This is a genomic window from Mesorhizobium sp. M1403 (genome assembly GCF_040317695.1).
Lineage (GTDB): Bacteria > Pseudomonadota > Alphaproteobacteria > Rhizobiales > Rhizobiaceae > Mesorhizobium.
Genome location: NZ_JAMYKY010000001.1, coordinates 380,151 through 398,327 on the forward strand (window position 1 = coordinate 380,151; position 18,177 = coordinate 398,327).

General features: G+C 61.1%; 18 protein-coding genes. All 18 read right to left on the reverse strand.

Annotated elements, in window-relative coordinates:
- Nucleotides 1-42: 42 nt before the first annotated feature.
- The 18 genes from NKH01_RS01950 to NKH01_RS02035 all read right to left on the reverse strand — a co-directional run bounded on the left by NKH01_RS01950 (nucleotide 43) and on the right by NKH01_RS02035 (nucleotide 18,174).
- Nucleotides 43-3,762 carry a hypothetical protein gene (locus NKH01_RS01950; RefSeq protein ID WP_353018694.1) on the reverse strand — a complete coding sequence of 1,240 codons (3,720 nt, stop codon included), beginning with the start codon at nucleotides 3,760-3,762 and terminating at the stop codon, nucleotides 43-45.
- A 54-nt stretch (nucleotides 3,763-3,816) separates the two neighbouring features.
- Complete coding sequence (locus NKH01_RS01955; RefSeq protein WP_353018696.1) at nucleotides 3,817-5,763, reverse strand: hypothetical protein; 1,947 nt, start codon at nucleotides 5,761-5,763, stop codon at nucleotides 3,817-3,819.
- A 216-nt stretch (nucleotides 5,764-5,979) separates the two neighbouring features.
- Entirely contained in the window at nucleotides 5,980-6,495 is a 516-nt protein-coding gene (locus NKH01_RS01960) for a virion core protein, T7 gp14 family (RefSeq protein ID WP_352704384.1), read from the reverse strand.
- A gap of 5 nt (nucleotides 6,496-6,500) precedes the next feature.
- Nucleotides 6,501-6,959, reverse strand: coding sequence for a phage protein Gp13 family protein (locus NKH01_RS01965; protein ID WP_353018698.1), 459 nt, complete (start codon nucleotides 6,957-6,959; stop codon nucleotides 6,501-6,503).
- Nucleotides 6,959-9,442: a phage nozzle protein gene (locus tag NKH01_RS01970; protein WP_353018699.1), complete on the reverse strand. Its 2,484-nt coding sequence runs from the start codon at nucleotides 9,440-9,442 to the stop codon at nucleotides 6,959-6,961. Before NKH01_RS01970 ends, NKH01_RS01965 begins: the two co-directional genes overlap by 1 nt.
- Nucleotides 9,443-10,027 (reverse strand): phage tail tubular protein A, encoded by a 585-nt coding sequence (locus NKH01_RS01975; RefSeq protein WP_353018700.1) that lies wholly within the window; start codon nucleotides 10,025-10,027, stop codon nucleotides 9,443-9,445.
- An 89-nt stretch (nucleotides 10,028-10,116) separates the two neighbouring features.
- Nucleotides 10,117-11,049 (reverse strand): major capsid protein, encoded by a 933-nt coding sequence (locus tag NKH01_RS01980; protein ID WP_353018701.1) that lies wholly within the window; start codon nucleotides 11,047-11,049, stop codon nucleotides 10,117-10,119.
- 321 nt (nucleotides 11,050-11,370) lie between these two features.
- Nucleotides 11,371-11,868, reverse strand: coding sequence for a hypothetical protein (locus tag NKH01_RS01985; RefSeq protein WP_353018703.1), 498 nt, complete (start codon nucleotides 11,866-11,868; stop codon nucleotides 11,371-11,373).
- Nucleotides 11,868-11,990 (reverse strand): hypothetical protein, encoded by a 123-nt coding sequence (locus NKH01_RS01990; RefSeq protein ID WP_352704372.1) that lies wholly within the window; start codon nucleotides 11,988-11,990, stop codon nucleotides 11,868-11,870. Before NKH01_RS01990 ends, NKH01_RS01985 begins: the two co-directional genes overlap by 1 nt.
- Nucleotides 11,991-12,075: 85 nt before the next feature.
- The gene (locus NKH01_RS01995; RefSeq protein WP_352782109.1) at nucleotides 12,076-12,402 is read right to left on the reverse strand and encodes a hypothetical protein; all 327 of its coding nucleotides are present in this window, start codon (nucleotides 12,400-12,402) and stop codon (nucleotides 12,076-12,078) included.
- Nucleotides 12,403-12,590: 188 nt separating this feature from the next.
- On the reverse strand, nucleotides 12,591-13,031 hold the full coding sequence (locus NKH01_RS02000; protein WP_353018706.1) for an N-acetylmuramoyl-L-alanine amidase: 441 nt from the start codon (nucleotides 13,029-13,031) through the stop codon (nucleotides 12,591-12,593).
- Nucleotides 13,032-13,114: 83 nt separating this feature from the next.
- The gene (locus NKH01_RS02005; RefSeq protein ID WP_353018707.1) at nucleotides 13,115-13,969 is read right to left on the reverse strand and encodes a capsid assembly protein; all 855 of its coding nucleotides are present in this window, start codon (nucleotides 13,967-13,969) and stop codon (nucleotides 13,115-13,117) included.
- The gene (locus NKH01_RS02010) at nucleotides 13,969-14,103 is read right to left on the reverse strand and encodes a hypothetical protein (protein WP_353018709.1); all 135 of its coding nucleotides are present in this window, start codon (nucleotides 14,101-14,103) and stop codon (nucleotides 13,969-13,971) included. The genes NKH01_RS02005 and NKH01_RS02010 overlap by 1 nt, the downstream gene beginning before the upstream one ends.
- Complete coding sequence (locus NKH01_RS02015; protein WP_353018711.1) at nucleotides 14,096-15,673, reverse strand: portal protein; 1,578 nt, start codon at nucleotides 15,671-15,673, stop codon at nucleotides 14,096-14,098. Before NKH01_RS02015 ends, NKH01_RS02010 begins: the two co-directional genes overlap by 8 nt.
- 416 nt (nucleotides 15,674-16,089) lie before the next feature.
- Nucleotides 16,090-16,680, reverse strand: coding sequence for a deoxynucleotide monophosphate kinase family protein (locus tag NKH01_RS02020; RefSeq protein ID WP_353018713.1), 591 nt, complete (start codon nucleotides 16,678-16,680; stop codon nucleotides 16,090-16,092).
- Nucleotides 16,680-17,159 (reverse strand): hypothetical protein, encoded by a 480-nt coding sequence (locus tag NKH01_RS02025; RefSeq protein WP_353018715.1) that lies wholly within the window; start codon nucleotides 17,157-17,159, stop codon nucleotides 16,680-16,682. The genes NKH01_RS02020 and NKH01_RS02025 overlap by 1 nt, the downstream gene beginning before the upstream one ends.
- Nucleotides 17,141-17,953 carry a hypothetical protein gene (locus tag NKH01_RS02030; protein WP_353018717.1) on the reverse strand — a complete coding sequence of 271 codons (813 nt, stop codon included), beginning with the start codon at nucleotides 17,951-17,953 and terminating at the stop codon, nucleotides 17,141-17,143. The genes NKH01_RS02025 and NKH01_RS02030 overlap by 19 nt, the downstream gene beginning before the upstream one ends.
- Nucleotides 17,950-18,174, reverse strand: a complete 225-nt coding sequence (locus NKH01_RS02035; protein ID WP_353018719.1) for a hypothetical protein — start codon at nucleotides 18,172-18,174, stop codon at nucleotides 17,950-17,952. Before NKH01_RS02035 ends, NKH01_RS02030 begins: the two co-directional genes overlap by 4 nt.
- Nucleotides 18,175-18,177 lie beyond the last annotated feature (3 nt).

An 18,177-nucleotide genomic window follows, 5' to 3' on the forward strand; every position in this document is an offset into this window, starting at 1 on the left:
AGGGGTTAGCCTGAGGGCCTGCTTAGGTGACCGTTTGTGGAGCTATTTGCTGTCGCGTGGAGCGAACCGTGGGAGGTTCCCAACCATGCCGCTGACGGCAGTGGTGACGGGCAGCGAGTTGCCGAATGGAAGGACCCGAGCGAGCGCCCGAGCTTCCTCCTGTGACCATGCTCGATCCTCGGCCAAACCGGCGATGCCACGGAAGGCCTGCGCTATGTCGTCCAAGCCACCCGTCGTAGGGTTGCCGAACATCATGTTGCTTGCCTGACCGGTGGTGCGGGTGTGGCTGAAGAGTGCGTTCTGCCCGGTGAAGTAGGCTCCGGTGTCGATGAGCATAGGAATGATGGACGACGCGCCGGCCCTTGCGAACGCGGCCTCGCCGATCTTGTCCCAGCCCAGCCTCTCTTCAAGGTAGGCATCCCTGTCCGAACGGCCGATTGAGGCGATCTTGGACTGGATGACGTAGGAGAGGCCGGCGAAGCCCATGGACGCGGCGAGTGCCTTGGCGGCAACCGGATCACGCATGTGCATCGACTTGAGGGTGTTCTTCTCGTAGGCACCGACCATGAACGAGCGGAACTGCATGAGCAGCTTGGCGGCGGGATGAGACATCCACATGGCCATGTTGCCGATGTCGTTCTTCTGGATCACCGTTGTGCCCAGGCGATAGGCTGCCTGACGGAAGGCTTCGGCTGCCTCTTTGTCCTTCCACTTAGCGAAGTGCGCGCGGGCGACCTTCTTCTTGGTGAGCAGGCCAGTCGTGTACTCGAAGTTGCCTGGTTCCTTGAACGCCGCGAGGACGCGCTTGGTCATGGCCGGATCGAGCCCGAGGTCGGCGAACCGAGCCCCGCTGAACAGCTTGCCACCATGCGCCATGTCGGCGAAGCGCTGGACGATGGATGCCGCAGCCCACCTGTTGAGGGCGATGTTGGCAGTGGTCAGGCCTGAGGTCTCTGAGGTCAACCTTCCGGCCACGTTCAGGGCATGCTCAGCCTTGTCTCTCCAGTTGCCTGAGGGTGCATCGTGGATGCCCGTTAGGTCGTCGAAGCGGTACTCAGCGGCTGCCGTGAGACGCTCGCCACCGAAGCCAGACCAGACCTCAATGTCATCAGCCAAGCCAGACCGTAGGATGGTCTCGCCGTCCTGGCTAACGATGCGCCTGAAGGCCGGCATCTGGGAGAAGGAAGCCTTGACGCCCAGGTGAGCGATAGGCATTCCGACTTCAGAGACCTGAGCGAAGCCCACTTGGTTCATGATGCGCGCGAAGTTGAACTTGCGGATCAGTCGGCCCCAGTGCCCAAAGGCGGTGTTCTCGGCGTCGTTGACCGGACGGCCCATGATCGAGCTGTAGGCGAAGTTGAGGCGCTTGATGTCCGCCTTACCCTCGGCCTCGGTGATCTGCCCAGCCTTGATGAGGTCGGCGTTCTTCTGGATCGTCTTGTCGATGAGCTGACGCCACTCACCATCGCTGGTGATGCCGTTGACCAGCAGCTCGCCAGACACAGGGTCCTTGAAGCGGTATCGGGACAGCGCCACGCGACCCGAGGTGGGACGGATGTAGCGGTTGAAGTTGCCGATTGCATCCTGCGATAGGAGGTCCATGACGCTCAGGCCCTTCTCGTCGACGGTGCCCAGCTTGGTCATCGGCGCGTTGGCACCTTCCAGCTTGTAGGTCTCGTCGAGGAGCATGCGCCGCTTCAAAGGTGCATCGCGGCCGGCATCGCTCTTGGGTGTCTTGAAGGACTTGAGCAGTGCGTCGGCGTCTTCACGGGCGAGACCGCCATGGTTCATGAGGGTCTGGACCAGCTCCTCCATGTCCTCGATACCGACGTTGCCGTGGGCCATTGCTTCGAGACCGTGGGCGCGGCCGATGATGGCCTTGGTGAAGCCAGCAGCGAGGCGGGTCGCTAGGCCCGGTTCAATGTCAGACTGGGCCGACTTGATTGAGCCCTCAATTAGCCGCTCGATGGTCCCGTCAGCGTAGTCGCTGTGGGCCAGGATGAGGCGCTGATCGTCCCAGTATCGGGGGCCAGACCAGTTGGCGTCAGCCTTGATGTCGAGAGCGCCGGCCACGGGACGACCGACCATTCCTTCGCGCTCGAAGGGGTTCTTCATGAGCCCGAGGGTTTCGTGATACAGCTCCTGCATCCGCTTGGCTGTGATGACCACAGACTTGGGATAGCGGGTCGCTCGGTCGGTGCCCTTGTCAAACAGGTACTTGTTGATCTCGACACCAAAGTCATGCTCAGCGCGGCCAGACAGCCGTGCCTTGGCTCCGATGCCCTTCTCCTTGATCCAAGCCTTGAGCTGGGGGTGAGCCACGCGGCCCAGGTTGGTCGAGAAGTAGGTGACCAGACGGTCCTTGTCCTCGGACGCGGCGATGGCGTTGACCATGCCGCCCTTCTTGCCCACGCCGTCCTGCACGAGACCAGCTAGGCCACGCGTAACGACATTCTTGGAGGTGTTCAGGTATGCCGAAAGGGACACTCGGGCTTTCCCGAAGGCAGTCTCCTGCATGTCCTTGATGTCGAGGAACTCGAACGCTCCATCCTTGAGGAAGGTGTCGTTGAGCGGGTTCTTGGCTGCACCGACGGAGCCGGCGTTGATTGCAGAGCCTGACACGCTGTCCTCGTAGGAGGCGACCTGACGCTGCGCGGCGCGCTGGATCATGGCACCTTCAGCGATAGTGTCCGCGTTGCGCATGAGGCCACCGGCCAGACCGCCGACGCCAATGCCCATGACTGCGCCATAGAAGACGTCAGCCTTGTGGTGGTTCGGGTTGAACTCTTCCTTGACGCCTTCCGACGCCACGGCACCCAAGCCACCACCAACGGCACCCGCCAGGACACGTCCAATGCGGTAGCCACGCTTGGCCAGGACCAGCTCGGGAAGGACTGAACCAACCACGATGTCCGTGCCCAGGGCGATGGGATCGAGCATCTGAGCGGTGATCTGCAGGGCAGCCCCGGTCATGCCAGCTTGGCTCAGCCGGACGAGCCTATCGTTGTTCACTGAAGCTGCGTTGAGGTTCTCCTGATAGTGGGCCTCGGAGTGGCTGGTGCTGATGTAGTCCTGATTGGTCTCGTCGACCGGGAGGCCACGAGCTTCGAAGTCAGCCTTGATACGGTCGGGTGTCAGGACGAAGCCTGGGTCTTCCTTGGTGTCCGTGCCGCCAGCGAAGGGGTTGGTGACGTTGGTCGCCACGGCGTCCTTGGTGGTCTGCCATATCGAGGGAGCGACCGGGTCGGGCAACTGGACCTGCTTAGCGGGACCCTCAGGAATCTCCATCTGCGACGACCGGAGATCGGCCGAAATCGAGATGGGCCTGAAGCTGCCGCCCAAGAGTTCTGCAGCGTTCTTGCGGTGCCCGTCCATCTGGTCACGGACCTTGTCGAGGACGGTGCCAGGAGCGCCGCCGTTGTTAGCGTCCGAGGCGTGGATGTGGGTGGCGTTACCGGCGTTGATCGCCGCGTAGATAGGGAGGATGCCGTCGCCGTACTTGACGCCACGGTCTTCAAGGTATCGGCCTGCGGCTTCAACCTGATCGGCGATGGAGGTGGTGGCGCTGACGCCGTATTGCTTGGCCTGCGGCTCACCCCACTGGATGAGACCACGATGCTGCCCGTACTGGGTAGTCGGGCCTGCCTTCCATGGGTCGAATGTACCGCCTGTCTCGTAGGACATGACTGTCGCCAGATCGAGCGGGTCCCAGCCGCGCTTGGCGGCGGTCGCTTCGATAGCGGTCTTCAGTTCTTCGTTCATTATTCCTCATGGGTGAATTGGAAGACCCCCGGTGATGAGCCGAGGGTCTGGGGTTTATCGATTGGAGAGTGGGGAAGAGATGCGTCTGCCGGTAGGCTTCCACACTGGAGCTGACGCCCCGTCAGGGAAGTCGAACTTCATGATCTCGCCGGTCTTGCTGTTCAGCCACCCGGTCTCGCCGGATACAGCTGGCAGTCTGGTGTAGCCCTTGGAAGCCGCACCACTCTCCACGGCGCTGTCTCGCAGCACCTTGGTCTTACGCTCGTTCTCCTTGATCGCGCCGCGCTGGCGGACCTGACCTGTGGTGACGAACGACATGTTGCCCTGGTCGTCGAGGACCGGGCTGAGAGTGTCCTTCTCGACGACGATGAAGCGGCCCCCTGAGGGTCCACTGGTGCCGCCGCCTGCGGGAAGAACTGCAAGGTCGCTCGGGGAGAGGCCGTTGCGCTGCATCACGAGGGGACGGTTCTTGGCGTAGTCGCCGAGCTGCTCATCCAAGACCTCAGAAAAGTTGTCCGGGACATGCATGCCCTGCAGATCGAGCAGGACACCGTTGTACGTTGTGGAGGTCGCCTTGACCGCCTCAGAGGCCATGGTGATCGCCTTGTCCATTGGGACGCCATTGGCGTTCATGATGCCCAGAGCGAGCTGTGTGACCCGCTGCTCGGCCACCGCGGAATTGGCAGGCTTGGTGTCGTTGGTGCCCCAGAACCAACCCGGCTTGGAGCCCAGGCTGTTGACCGCCGAGCGGACCTGTTCGTGCTGCTTAGGCGATATGCCTGGCAGTCCCTCAGAGCTGATCTTGGTGGCCCTTGTGGCGAAGTTGATGGCTTCCGAGCTGTCCATGCCGAGGTACTGCTGACCGGCCAGATAGGTCTCGGCGAAGTCGCGGTCCTTCTCGTCCTTAGCGTGGGACAGGAGGGACTGGGTGCTTTCGTTGCGGAGCCACTTGTAGGCTTCGAGCTTGCTGACCAGCTTCTTCTCAGCTTCGGGGTCCTGGCTGATGCCGGCGTTCGCCATCTGGAAGATGCCAGAGACTTGCTTCTCCAGCTCGGGGTCGTTCTTGTTGCCCATTCGGAAGACGCGAAGCTCACGAGACATCCGTTCAGTCCCGGTCTCCCGGTTCTTCTCGGCGATCTGGGCGCTGGTCTTCATGTAGCGGTAGATGACATCGTCGCGCTGGCTGTCGGCCGTGATGACCTTCTCCTCGCCAGTGATCGGTGAGGTATAGCGCCGCTCCTCAATGCCATCGAGATTTCCCGTGGCCATGAGTTCAGCGTTCTGAGCTGCCACTCCGTCGAGGAAGACACTCTCGGCCTTCTTGCCAATCGCCTTGCGGGCAACTTCCTGGATTTGCAGGATGCGGTCGCGCTGGGCTGGATCTTGTGCGAGCGAGGTAGTTGCGCCGCCACGGCCCTTACGGGTCGCAGAGATGAGCGCTAGGGCCACCTCAGGCTGCGTCTCGGCACGACGTGCGGCTGCGTTCAGGCGTTCCTGATCGAGCTTGTCGAAGTCGACACCAAGGACACCATCCTTGCCGAGTGAGGCATAGCTGCCCATGACATCCTTGGCGATGTCGTCAGGGTCTCGGCCGTTCTGGATGCCAGCGTTGATGACGGTGTCGAACCCTGCGAAGGCTGCACCGAGCTGGTCCTTGTTGAAGGCGTCGACCTTGCGGTTCTCGACCACGCCCTGAGCCTGCTGACGTCCCTGGTCCATCTGACGGAGGTACTGTGCGACGAAGTTGGGATCGTTGCCGTACTTCTCCATGTCGGCCTTGATGGCCTCTGCGTACAGCTGGTCGGGATCGCCAGTCCAGTCGTGGGTCGTGTTGAGGGTATTCTGCAGCTCAGCCGCGCGGCTCTGGCCATAGGACGAGCCCCACAGGGAACCCATGCCCTTCTGGACGAAGTCGTTGGCGTAGGCCGGCATCTGGCCACCCTCAACAGCCTTGCGCTGCTCCTCGATGGTCATGCCCGAGAATTTCTTCTGGGCTGCCATCAGCTCCAGCTCATTGGACTTTGACTTGTCCTGAGTGACCGCAGCGTAGCGGCCGAGGGAGCCCGAGAAGGAACCCAGAGCGTCCACTAGGCGGGCAAGGTTCTGATCCTCCGGTGGGCGAGGTGGGGCGACGTATGTGTCGGTTATATTCTGGGCAGGCTGGAGCCGGATGTCAGACCGCAGCTCGTCAACTTGTACGCGGCCTTGAGCCATTGGTTATCCTTTGGATTTGAATTGGGTCCAGGCGTCTACGCCCGAGCCGAGGATGCGGATTGCCGCGTCGGCGAATGACGGCCTCTGGCCCTGGTCGACGGAGTTGATGCGCCCCTCGGCTGTCGCCCTGGTGCTGTCCATCTGGTCCCTTAGGGCACTGGCGTTCATCTGAGCGTTGTTGGCTAGGGTTCGCTCGTATCGACCCTGCTGGCCGTAGTAGTCAGCGATAAGGCCGTCGACGGAGAGACCCATAACGCCGGCTTCACCAGCCGCGACGGAGGCAGTTGCCCGACCCTTCATCGCTTCGATGTTTAGGTTCTGAAGCTCCTGGCCCGAGGCAGCATCATCTTGGAGCTGGCGGTTCTGGATCGAGGCGAAGCTATTCGCGGCTGCCTTGTTCGCGGCATCGCGGTTGTTGTGGTACATTTCCTGCTGAGCTTCGTACTGCTGCTGCTGGCCGGCGTATCCGAGGATCGATCCGAACGCAGAGACAGCCACGCTCAGGATAGCTGGGCACATGGGCTTTATCTCAGTCTTGCAAATTCGTGGAAGGGACGCTTCTCCACGCCGTACTCAGGATGGGTCCTCAGGAAGGAGAACCCCATTCGTTTGAGCCAGCGGATGTGCGTGGTGTTTCGCGCGTCTATGTGGTTGCCAAGCAGCGGCCGGACATGGTGAAGCCTATCGAGCCACTCAGGGGCCAGCTTCAGGAGGTCTCGGCGGTGCTTGAAGATGTCGGGGCTCGTGACCATCCAGACGATGCCTAGATGGTCCATGCCCTTGACTGGGTCGATCCCGAAGAGGCCAAAGACCTCACCGTGCTGGTCGACCCCAGCCCATACGCAGTCGCCCTGAACGAGGAGTGGCAGAACGATCCTAGGCTCCATGCCCAGGGCTGCCCTGCATTCGTCTCTGTCTGCTGACCTCAAACGCGGGGCCAAGGATATAGCGTCGGACACCTTGGCCCTGCGTATTGTGATCATCAAATCCTCTTCGATTTCGGGACGTAGTTGGCCACCCACTCAGCGGAGAGGAGGGAGCAGGGAAGATAGCTGTCGTTGACGACGCTGATCTTCACCCGGTCGTTCTTGCTCAGGATCGGGACGCGGATGTTCCCGTCGCTGAGGTGGACCCGGTCGACACGGTTCTCAGGGTCACCCATAAGGCGACCGTTGGTGACATAGGTGCGGACATCCCCAGACATGGTTGTCACCTCGACCTTGAAGTAGGCGGTCTTGGAGAACAGGATCAGGAGCTGGAGGAGCTGTAGCCGTCCCTCGGTGATGACGCTCGTTCCACCCTGCGCACTCTGCTGACGAAGGTAGATCGTCGAGAGGTCGTAGCGCATGGAGTAGAGGACGCCGAAGTACAGCGGTATGCCCCTCAGATCGCCGCTTAGGGTGACTGAGGTTGGTGAGGTGGCGAGGATGGCAATCTGCAGGCCGGGGTTCAGGACCGAGGTCGAGGAGCCGGCAGTCACGCAGATGTAGTCGTTGGCCACGTCGAAGGGCACGAACACTGTCGTCGTGTTGGCGTACGCATCGAAGGAGTCATAGAGCCGGTCTGCTTCCACCTTGAAGCGTCGGTCGAGGTGACAGACGAAGGTGGAGAAATCGTCCACCCCACCGGGCTGAACATCCATCACCTCAAGGAACGCCTCTTCGCCCCGAAGGAGGACGAGGATGAGCTGGGAGCCGATGAAGCCCATGTCGAGGACCTTGTCCACGCCAGGGAATGTCCACTGAGACCACGAAGCCTGGAGCTTCTTGTTCTCGTTCCAGTAGTATTTGTAGACGTACAGAGTATCCAGCTGCCCATCGCACTGAGCCACAAGTATATCCTCGTGGGTCGAGGCTATGAGCTTGGTCACCGCACCTGGGAGGTATTGGGGCACATGGCCCGTAATGTCCTCTGCGGTGGCTGCTCCGGTGTTCTGATCGACGTTGAACTCGCGGACCATAGAGAACTGGCCACGGTCGACAGGGAAGAACACCACATCGCCGGCTTGCACCGGTCGGGCTGTGGAGGATGCCGAGTAAGAGGTGACTGGGCGGATCGATGCTGTCTTCGGGGTCAGCAGCTCGTTGCCCTTGAGCGTGAACTGCATCTGGTCGGCGAACATGACGAGCATGTCGGCGTAGCTCAGTGCCGAGCGCAGGATCGACACGCCGCTCTCAACCGCACCGACGTCAATCGGATCGTCGTCGAGCAGAGCCGTGGCCGTGGCGCGCCAGTAGTTGTAGTAGCTGCCGTGGCGGGACAGAATGACGTTCTCTTCCGACAGGAAACCAAGACGGTTCTTGAAGAAGAAGACATCGTTGATCGTCTTGCCGACGAAGGATGGGGACGGGCAGGTGTTCTCGTCGCCGGCCTTACGCTGATCCCACACCGCCTTGCGGAAGGTGAAGGTGCCATCTTCCTCACGCACGAGGACGTGGGGCATGGTTGACGCGTCGAAGGCAATCGACATGCCCGGCTTGGCAATCTCGCGCCAGACGCCTGGGGTGCTTACAGGGTCACTCGGAGACTGCTTGCCGAACCTGACGAAGTAGTCGTCATACTGGGTGCCCACGGAGCCTGTGACGTTGATCGCCATACCGCTCTCGCAGAAGGCCGGCAGATCGGTGAAGTCCTGCACGGTGTTCTGGACAGCCTTCATGGCGAAGCCGTTGTAGCCGTCCTCGATCCCGATGGAGAACGCGGTGCCGTCGTCCTTCTTGATGTAGAGGGTCCCTCGGGTGACCTTCACGGTCCAGCCGCCAGCGGCGTTGATGCCGTTAGCAGCGAGGTTGGTGTCAGTTGCCTTCCATTCCCAGCCGCCATTCTCTTGGTCGGCGTCAGTCCTCTCCAGCGCCACAGTTTCGCCGGTAGCGAGCCTGCGGGCTACGAAGGCGGTGTCGACAGCGGGGGACTGGTGGGAGTTCGTGCCATCAGGGGTGCGATACCAAGCGACCACAGCACCATTGATCATGATCTTGTAGTTCTTGCCGTAGTTGCCGGCCATGACGTGTACCAGGGCCTCGCTGGGCGAGACTGGCTCGATGATGGCTGCGTCCTTGGCGGTTACCTTGGTGCTGTTCGTGATGAACGTGAAGTCGCCGTTCGTGACCGTCCTATAGGGCGGCTTGAGGGGACCTGGGGCGTAACTGAGGTAGCCGATGCCGTCAGGCGTGTTGACGATACGCTCACCGCCATCAGACAGCCCGAAGACCCGGATGCCGGCCGAAGACATGATGACCTCGTAGCGCTCGGAGGCGTCACGGTTGATCATGTGTGTGTGGATGGGGCCGTCGAAGCCGCCACCCAGAGAGGCACGTCGCTGCGTCGGCGGGCGCTTCTTCAGGCCGTCCACAACGGTCGAGTAGGCGTTAAGCTGGAAATCGCCCTGTGAGGCGAGGCGAAGGGCAACAGCTTGCTGGCTGACCCCATTCGCGAAGTTGGGGATAGTCCCGGAAATCTTAGCCATTTAGACGCGGCTTTGAAGGTCCCGAGCGAACTGGCTGTTGAGCATGTTCGGGCTGGTCGAGCGCAGCTCCTCGTCCATCATCGTGGACTTGGCTTCGGACTCGTCGGCAGCGGAATAGGAGTGAGAGGCGGTGTCGCCGAAGTAGCGGTCTTGGTACTTCCGAGCAGCCCGAATGGTGATGTAGAGGCGGGCCGTGGAGGGCAGCTCTTCGAACGCCAGGGCAACCACGAGGGTCACCGTGGGGGCAGCCGTCCAGACATAGGTTTTGTCCGTCTCGTTGTAGAGCCTAAGGCCGCGCTGGACTGCGTTGATGCTGGCCGTTTCGCCGACTGTATCGACCCCGAGGGTGTTCCTGGGGAGGACGACTGTGCCGTCTTGGTCGGGGGCGATGACGAGGTTGTTCTCGGTGTTGAAGTTCCACCCGCGCGTCTGGACCTCGACTGAGGTAGCTCGGAGGGTGTTCATGGCGAGCGAGGCGTCGATCACGGTGTTCTCATCCAGCGTGGACACGGGGCTTTCGCTGCCGGTCGCCAGGATTTCGTTGATCGCCTCAAGCTCTGTGAATGGGGTTAGGCCAGTGGCCATCAGGTCTCCAGAGGTCGGGGTGGGAGTTGCTAAACGAAAAAAACCGGAGCCCCGTTAGGGACCCCGGCTTTGGTAGTGCGGAGGGCTGATTAGGCCGTCTTCAGTTCGATGCCGCACTCAGGACGCAGGCCGCCGTGCCCGACTGCATACTTGGCAACGATCAGGGTGCCCTGACGGGAGACCATGTATTCGCTCTCGATTGCGACATCGAGCAGCTTCACGGTGCCCATCAGGCCCTTGTGCATGATCAGGCCAGCGGTGTTCGTGAACACGCCCTGGTACTTGGTCGGGCCGGTCGCGACGGTCGTGCCGTTCGGGAGGTTGATCGACTTGATCAGCGGGATGTCCGCGATCTTGATGACCTTGCCGTCCGAGTAGGAGCCCTTGCCGTCCCAGTCCTTGTTGATGACCTTGGTGTTCTGAGCCAGGGCATAATACTGGACGGGCTTCAGGAAGCCGTAGCGGTCGCCGGCAGGGATGTACTTGCCGTCGAGGATCGCAGCCGCGTCGAAGAACGAAGCAGCCATGACGTTGCTGTCCGTGAGGAGAGCCGCGTTGGTGATCGAGCCACCGCCCGGTAGACCGTCGAGAACGGCAGCGCCGCGCGAGGTCAGAATGGCAGTGAGAGCCACGTTGCGGTCATAGGCCTGGGCCAGCTCTTCGCCGAGCTGCTTGGTCATCTCCGAACGCGTGTCGAAGTGGTTCATCGCCTCGTAGATGTTGGCGGTGAAGTAGTCGGTCAGGAGCAGATCGTCGATGGTGATGACGCGCTCGTTGAACTTGGCGACCGTGCCGAGGACTTCCGTGCCCGGGGTGTGATAGCGAGCGCCGCTCGTGCGACCCGTGACCGGGAACGAAGCGGACTTGCCGTTGGAGATGTTGCGGACCATGTGCTTGTCCGCGAACTCGACCGTCTGAGTGAAGGCGGTGAGGATTTCCCCGGTTGCGACCTTGACGAAGTTAGCGTCAAGAGCGCCAGCGCCATTGGCCTGACCGAGGTTAGAGACTACGCCGTTTGCCATAGTATAGGTATTTCCCGTGTTTGTTCTGAGGTTTGTGTGGGCCTCGGAGCAGCACTGGATGACTGTTGGGGATTATCCTGCTTCAATGACCTCAGTCACTGTTGGAGGGTCGCCAAGTAATCGTCTGGTGAGACTTCCTTGGTTCCTTGTTGTCACCGGCTAAAGAGCGGTGTGACATTCACAGAACTTGGAACGGGAGAGATTAGACGGGGGCAGAGGTCTTGAACCTCAAGGCAGGCATAATACCTGACACCCCCCAACCCCGTGCGTGGGGCATACGTTCCGATACTTTGGCCTCGGAAACGGGCGCACTTCTACGCCTTAGCGGGCGGTGATGCGTAGACCTGAGCGGGCATTGCCGCCAATGCTCTTCTTCTTGCTCGCCTCTATCCGGTCGAGCTGGGCGTTGATGCCAGCATTGCGGTCAGTGCCGAGGGCTGAGCGGACGCTCTTGATCAAGCCGGTTGACCTTGTGGTGCCGGTCGGGACGATCCCGAGGCTCTTCTTGGCCGGTGCTGCCGAGGCTGCCGCTGGGGCTGCCGAGGCTGCGACTTTGGATGTTCCAACCTTGGCACCAGCCTTCGGATCAATATTCGAGGCGCGGGCAGGGGCAGGGGCGCTGGAGGCAGCAGCGGCGAGAGGCCGGGGCTTCTTTACAGCGGCAGCAGCAGGGGCAGTCTGGGCCGGCTTCGGGGTCGGCCTCGGGGCTGTCTTCGGGGTCGATGCGGCCAGCTTAGTGGTGTAGCGCTTGCCTTCCCATGTGAAGACCTTCTTGCCTGACTTGCGAGCGGCAGCGAAGGCGGATTTGAATGCGGGCATTAGGTTCCTGATCGGGTTGCGAGGTTGTCGTAGAAGGCGATGAGGCGCTTGCCACAGTCGGTCTTCTCGGTCTCTGAGGCCTTGAAGGCCCCGATCAGAAGCATGACGCGCTTCTTCGGCATGGGACCAACCGCAGGCGGGGCGACAATGGTGTTGAAGCAGATGCGGAGATCGGCCGGGAGTTCCGGGTAGTTAGGGGCGGCGAACCTACCAGAGGTCGCGCAGCCGCTCAGTGTCAGTGCCATCAAGGCACACAGCACCAGTGACTTCGAGCGTTTCCACATAGTCGTTGAGGTTGCCTATCTTGAGCTTGAGTGCGTTTTGCCGTTTGGCAGCTTCGGTGGCGAGGATCGTGTCTGCCTGTCGAGCCACTTTCTCGGTGGCCAGGGTCGACTTAGTCAGCTCTAATGTCTCGGTGAGCTGTGCGAGTTCCTGGGCGTGATTGCTGTCGATCCTGCCCTTGGCGTAGATGCCGCCGACGATGAGCAGGAGGAGGACCGCACCAGCGATCCATGCGTATATCTTAGGGATCATGAGGTGCCTCTGTTATGGCCTGCCTGAGGTCCATGTGGCCGATGGTAACGTAGGCCCCGTAGACTGCCGGAATCATCACTGTGATCCCCACAGCAGCCGTCTCTAGGCGCATCGCAATGGACGCGAACAACGCCGTGAACGAGAGTACGAGGCATACGGCCAGCCAGACCTTGGAGGTGAGCCTACGGCTACGCCTTCCGGCCACCCTTGAAGCCTTCGATGTTGCCGAGTTCATCCTTGCGGACGTCGAAGCTCGGGCAGGCTTTGGATGCGTATTCGTTGTGGCCGGCGATGCGCTTGATCGGGTACTTGTGAACAGCCTCGACCGTCAGCCGCTTCATGGTCACCTTCTGGGCAGCCGTGCGGGTATCCTTGGCGGTCTTGCCATCAGCAGAGACGCCGCCGATGTAGCTGTAGCCGATGGAGCCAGTGTTGTGGCCGGCGACATGCGCTCCGATGACGCTCTCAGCGCGGCCCTCTTGGACCTTTCCGTCGAGCAGGACGATCTTGTGGTAGCCAACGCCTGAGAAGCCCCGTTCCCGGTGCCAGCGGTCAACGTCGGAGATGTCGAAGAACTTCCCCTCGGGTGTCGCGGCGCAATGCCAGATTAGGGTGTCGATGGGACGCATAGGGTTCCTTGAATTTGATGAGGGTGTGGGAACCCGTTTAGTCCCACAATCACCCAGGGCGTGGCCCCTGGAACCCCGATAGATCAGATCTTGTTGGAACGACCGAGCTTGGCCGAGACTTTGTCGCGGTACGCCTGATCGGTCTTGTACTTCGGGTCCGACATCGCCTGCGTGACCTGAGCCCAGCTCTCGAACGTGTCGGTAGCGCCGGCAGCAGGCTTGCCACCAAGGAGTTTCGGTTCCTTGCCGTTAGCGGCTTCGTACTTGGCTTTGAGCTGTTCCATGGCGATGACGCCAGCGTTGACGTCTGCATGCTGGAACTTCTCGTTGAAGGCATCGATCTCAGCGGGCGAAACTCCGGTGGTTGCCCACGCGAAGATACGGTCCATACCGTCCTTGCCACCGGCAGCTTCGGTGATGCGCTGAGTGGCGATCTGACCAAGAGCTTCCTGGCCGGCGATGTAGCCGTCAACAGTTGCCTTGTCGAAGCCCTTGGCGGCGAGCGTCTCGTAGCTGGCTTCCGACAGAGCGCCGGCTTCAGCGTACTCAGCATCGAACGTGGCAAGGCTGAACGGTTCTGCGTCTTCGGCTTCCTCGGTCTCCTGCAGGGCAGGGTCGAGGTCATCGAGATCGGCATCGTCGTCGACCTTGGGAGCTCCAACCTTCTTCTCCAGCTCGGCATAGGATGCGAGCAGAGCTTCATGGTTCACGACACCCTTGGCGGCATCCCAGAACTTCTCGGGGACACCCTCAGGGCGCTCTGCAGGCGGAGGCGCGTTCTTGGCAGCTTCATCAGCCGCCTTCTTGGCCTCTATCTGGGCGCGAGCTTCTTCCTCGGTCGTCGGTGCAGTGGAGGCCGCGAGGGCCAGGGCCGCTGCGTCTTCTTCTGCCGTCGATTCAGGCGCCTGGACGATTACGGACTGGATCACACCTGACATTAGTGAGCGGTGTAGACCGAGCCGCTATCGAGCAGCGTCTGCTTGTCGGACAGCTTCGGGGCTTTCGCCACCTTGGCCTTGGGTTCGGCTTTCGCCTCAGCGACCACTTCGGCCACTACTGTTTCTTCAGCCATTGGGTTCTCCTTCAGTGGCGTTTTGGTTCATTTGCTCTTTCGCCAAGCCTCCCATCTGGGTGATGGCCTGGGGACCGAGGTTCTGTGCGAGGGCCATCATCTGGGCCTGTTGGTCGGCTTCAGCGATCTCTTCGTCGGACTTGATCAAGCCACCCATGTCGATGCCAATCGCGGCACCACGGCGCTTGAAGTATTCCCCGACGTTGAGGTAGCGACCGACCTGTTCGGGACCAACGACTTGGTTGGAGCCAGCGATCAGCGTGTCGAGCTTCTGGAGGTCAGACCCACGGCCGAGGGCGTCAATGCCAGTCACGATGGTCGTGCTGGTGATTTCCTTGGGCAGCGGCGGGACCTTGCGGACGAACTCCATGCGAGCGGAGTAGAGGACCGCGACGGGCTGCTGGTACTCTTCGGCGAGCAGCGAATAGACGCCACCCAGTCCTTGGTCCAGTTCACCAGCAACGAACTTGATCTCTTCGGCCGTGACCCGTTCACCTTCGCGCTGACTGTGCAGGAGGAAGGCGAGCTGGAGACGTTCGGTGATCGAGCCAATCATGCGCTCGGCAACGGCAAAGTCGGACTGCTTGTCCAGCCGAAGCGGGACTACAGCGTTGGCCTCAGCCTGCACGAAGCCACCATTAGCGGCATCTGCGAGTTGCTTAGGCTTGACCGTGGAGTTGGGAGCGACCAGCCAGATGACCTTGGCCCCTTGAATGGTGCCGTCACGCAGAGCTGCGGTGAGAGCGTCAAGGTTGGCGAGGTCGCCGATGTACTCGTCGATGAAGCCTCGGCCGTAATCTTCGCCTTCGATGTAGGTGAAGCGCAGGGGTATCCAGGGCAGCTTGTCCTTGGGGTAGAAGCCAGAGGCCTCACCTTCGATCAGGACGCCCTCGATCTCCTGGGTGACATTGTACTTCTGCCCAGTCTCGTCGAGGGTGATGTGCGTGTAGATGTCGACCTTGGCGTCCCTCTTGGCCTCAGCGGCGGTGGGGACGGCATTGATCTTGGCCATGATGTCGGCCGGGAGCGCAGTGCGGGCGATGGTCTCAAGGAGAACGATGTCGAGGATGGTGCCTGAGGCGTCACGCTGCACCACATAGGATGACAGTCGGTGGGCTCTTGGCTTCCCCTTCTTGGGAATGTGCAGGAGGCAGTTGCCGGCCAGCAGGAGCTGACGGAATACCTCGAACGACACCGGGCGGAACATCGAGCCGTTCATCTCGGACAGGACTGCCCGTTCACGAGCGCTCAGCGCCTTCTCGATCTCGCCTCGCTTGTTATCGGCCTTGGCCAAATTGGCGAGTGCCAGGTCGTCGATCTCGTATTTGAAGAATGGGGCGTTGACCGGGAACAGGGCAACCTGAAGCTTTGAAGCCAGATGCCTAAGTCCACGAGCGCCAAGACTTTGGTTGGGCTCTACGAATGTGGTCGAACCCGTGGTGCCGACCTTAGGGAACAGGTAGGGGACGGTGAGTTCGGCAGCCCTGACAGCCCGCTTGATATACGGGTCTCGTTCAGTGGCCAGTGTTTCGTATAGAGCCTTCGCGGAAACGACTTCCGTATCGGGCAAAGATTACCTCGGGATGTTGACGCCAGTGGCACCAGCAGCCAGGGGGATCGTAAGGGAGGAGCGGCCTGTCCGTGCGCGAGCTGCCTTGCCTGCGTTGTTGTTAGCCGAGCGGGCGGTCTCGTTCAGGACTGGAGCCTTGGGTACGGCGAGCAGCGGCGGGGGCGGCTGAACCACATCCGGCTTCTCGATCTTAGGTTTGCTTAAGCACATTGGGGATTGCTTCGTCTTCCTGATTTTGGAGTGAGCCTTGAAGGAATTGAATGACCCTCTGCTCTCCGATCAAAGCCCCAAGCTCACGGTCGGAAATCTCTAGGTTCGTCGGGAGGGTGTTGGGAAAGATACGCTTCAGCGCATCGATAACATCCCGAGAGACTACCGGAGGTGGAATGAACCCCTCCGTAGTGCTACTGGTCACCCTATTCACTTTCGAGGTCCCCAAAGGTGACGACGTGGATGGGCTCGATGATTTCCAACATCTTGTCCTGCAGGTCAGCGATGCTTCCATCATTGGTGACGACATGGTTGACCCAGTCGCTGCTGATGCCGGACTCCGAGGCGTGGCTGGAGGTGCCCCTCCGGTAGACCTTTGGGTGCAGCCGAACGACTTCACCACCGGCAGCCATGACGGCCTCTGCCTCATTCTCGAACCGGCAGTCATCGGTGACCACCGGACCCATGACGCTGTCGACCTTCCGCTCCCAGCTCCTGATCCAGAAGTCGTCGCTCATCAGCCCACGGCCCCATTCGGAACCCAGGGTCTGCATTGCGTGGCGCGGCGTGGCACCGTTTAGGTACAGGTCAGGGACTTCCTTGAGGTCACCCTCGATCCGGCGCTCGACCTCGTTTGGGTCCTTCAGGCCGACGCTGTCGTAGAAGGCGCGCAGCATTGCCTTGAGCGGGCCTGAGAACTTCACTGTCTGGTAGCCGTGGGCGTCCACGAGATACCGGCCAGCTTCCGACTTGCCCGACCCCGCAGGGCCGGACAAGGCGATGACTTTCGATGCCATCAGATGAAGCCGTGCCTCTTGAGAGCTGCAATCGAGCCCTTGGCACCTTCGATGTGATGCACGAAATGTCCACCGGCCTTCGCCCATCGGAGCTTGTTCAGCCAGCGGTCGTCGACCAGGGCGTCACCCTCTTCACAGAAGTCGGGCTTGTCCTTGGTGGCGCATGTGATGACCTGAACGGCCGAGCCAAGCTCACGAGCCACCCAGGCGCGCTTCTGCCTGTCGACTTCCTCGCCACCGGTCTTCGGCAGCGCGGTCAGGATAACCGGTTGAAGGTGCGACACCGCGTTCCACAGCTCGGCCCCGTCACGCATGAGGGGGAAGTTCTCGAAGAAGTCAGGGATCGAGTTGAGGCGGTCCCAGAGCTTGGTTGGGCCGTAGATGAACTCGTAGCGATAGTGGTCGCTGCCGAGCGCACGGTAGGCTGCCGTATCGAAGTCAGCGAGGACGCCGTCGAGGTCTAAGTAGAGGGTTGCCATAAGATCGGTTCCTTCTTGACATGGTCGTAGTCGTCGTTGCGGAGGATGCGGGCGAGGCGGGCTTGCAGCAGGGCGTCATCGAAGGTCAGGCCGGCTTTGACGAACTGGCTCACCACGGCTTCCCATTGGGTTGCCATCTCGACGGTGCGCCACTTCAGCTCGGTCTCGCCTTTGCGTTTCCCTGTGGTGTACTCATGGGTGTATTGCTCCCACCCAAGGTTCTCGTTCAGGGCAGCCAGGGCGGTGACGGGGCCGAGGCCAGGGCAGCCTGGATAGCCGTCCGTGGTGTCGCCGGTCAGGGTCTGGAAGAGCCAGTTCTTGTCAGCCTCCTCGCGGCTGATCTTGGTGATCTCGCCGTTCTGGTAGAGCAGACCTGGGATGGTCTTCATGTCCTTGTCGGCCGAGCAGATGATCTTCTCGCCCTTGATCAGCCGAGGGTTGGTGGCCAGGATGCCCATGACATCGTCGGCCTCGATCCCGGGCTTGAACTTCGCGCCCTTCTCTTCGATCAGCCAGCGCTTGACTTCGTTGGTTCCGACCGGCTTGCGTGACCGGCCGTGCTTGTATGCAGGGTAGATGTCGTGACGGAAGACCGAGCCCTTCGACAGGGTGATGACCGACGCATCGGCCTTCAGGTCTTTCTCCATGCGGGCGACAGTCGCCATGATGGTTGCTTTGACTTCACCCACGTCACAGGTGAGGGTCCAGACGTCGTCGCCCCAGTCGGTCTCGGTCTCCAGGGCAGCTCCGGTTGACACGACGAGGATGTCCCCGTCGATCAGAAGTGTTCTCAAATGGTCTCCTCGGTGAGCTTGAGTGGCACGATGGTGAAGTCCACGGGGTGAACGACATCCCAATGGGCGTTCTTCTTGGCGTGTCTGCGCCGTGTCTGGATCGACATCTTCACGCCGCGCTCCGAGAGGTAGAGGCAGGCTTCATGAGGGTCGTCGGTCTCACGCCGGTACTTGTCGGCCATGAGACGGCCAGTGGCTTTGTTGCGGAGTGCGTACAGCATCAG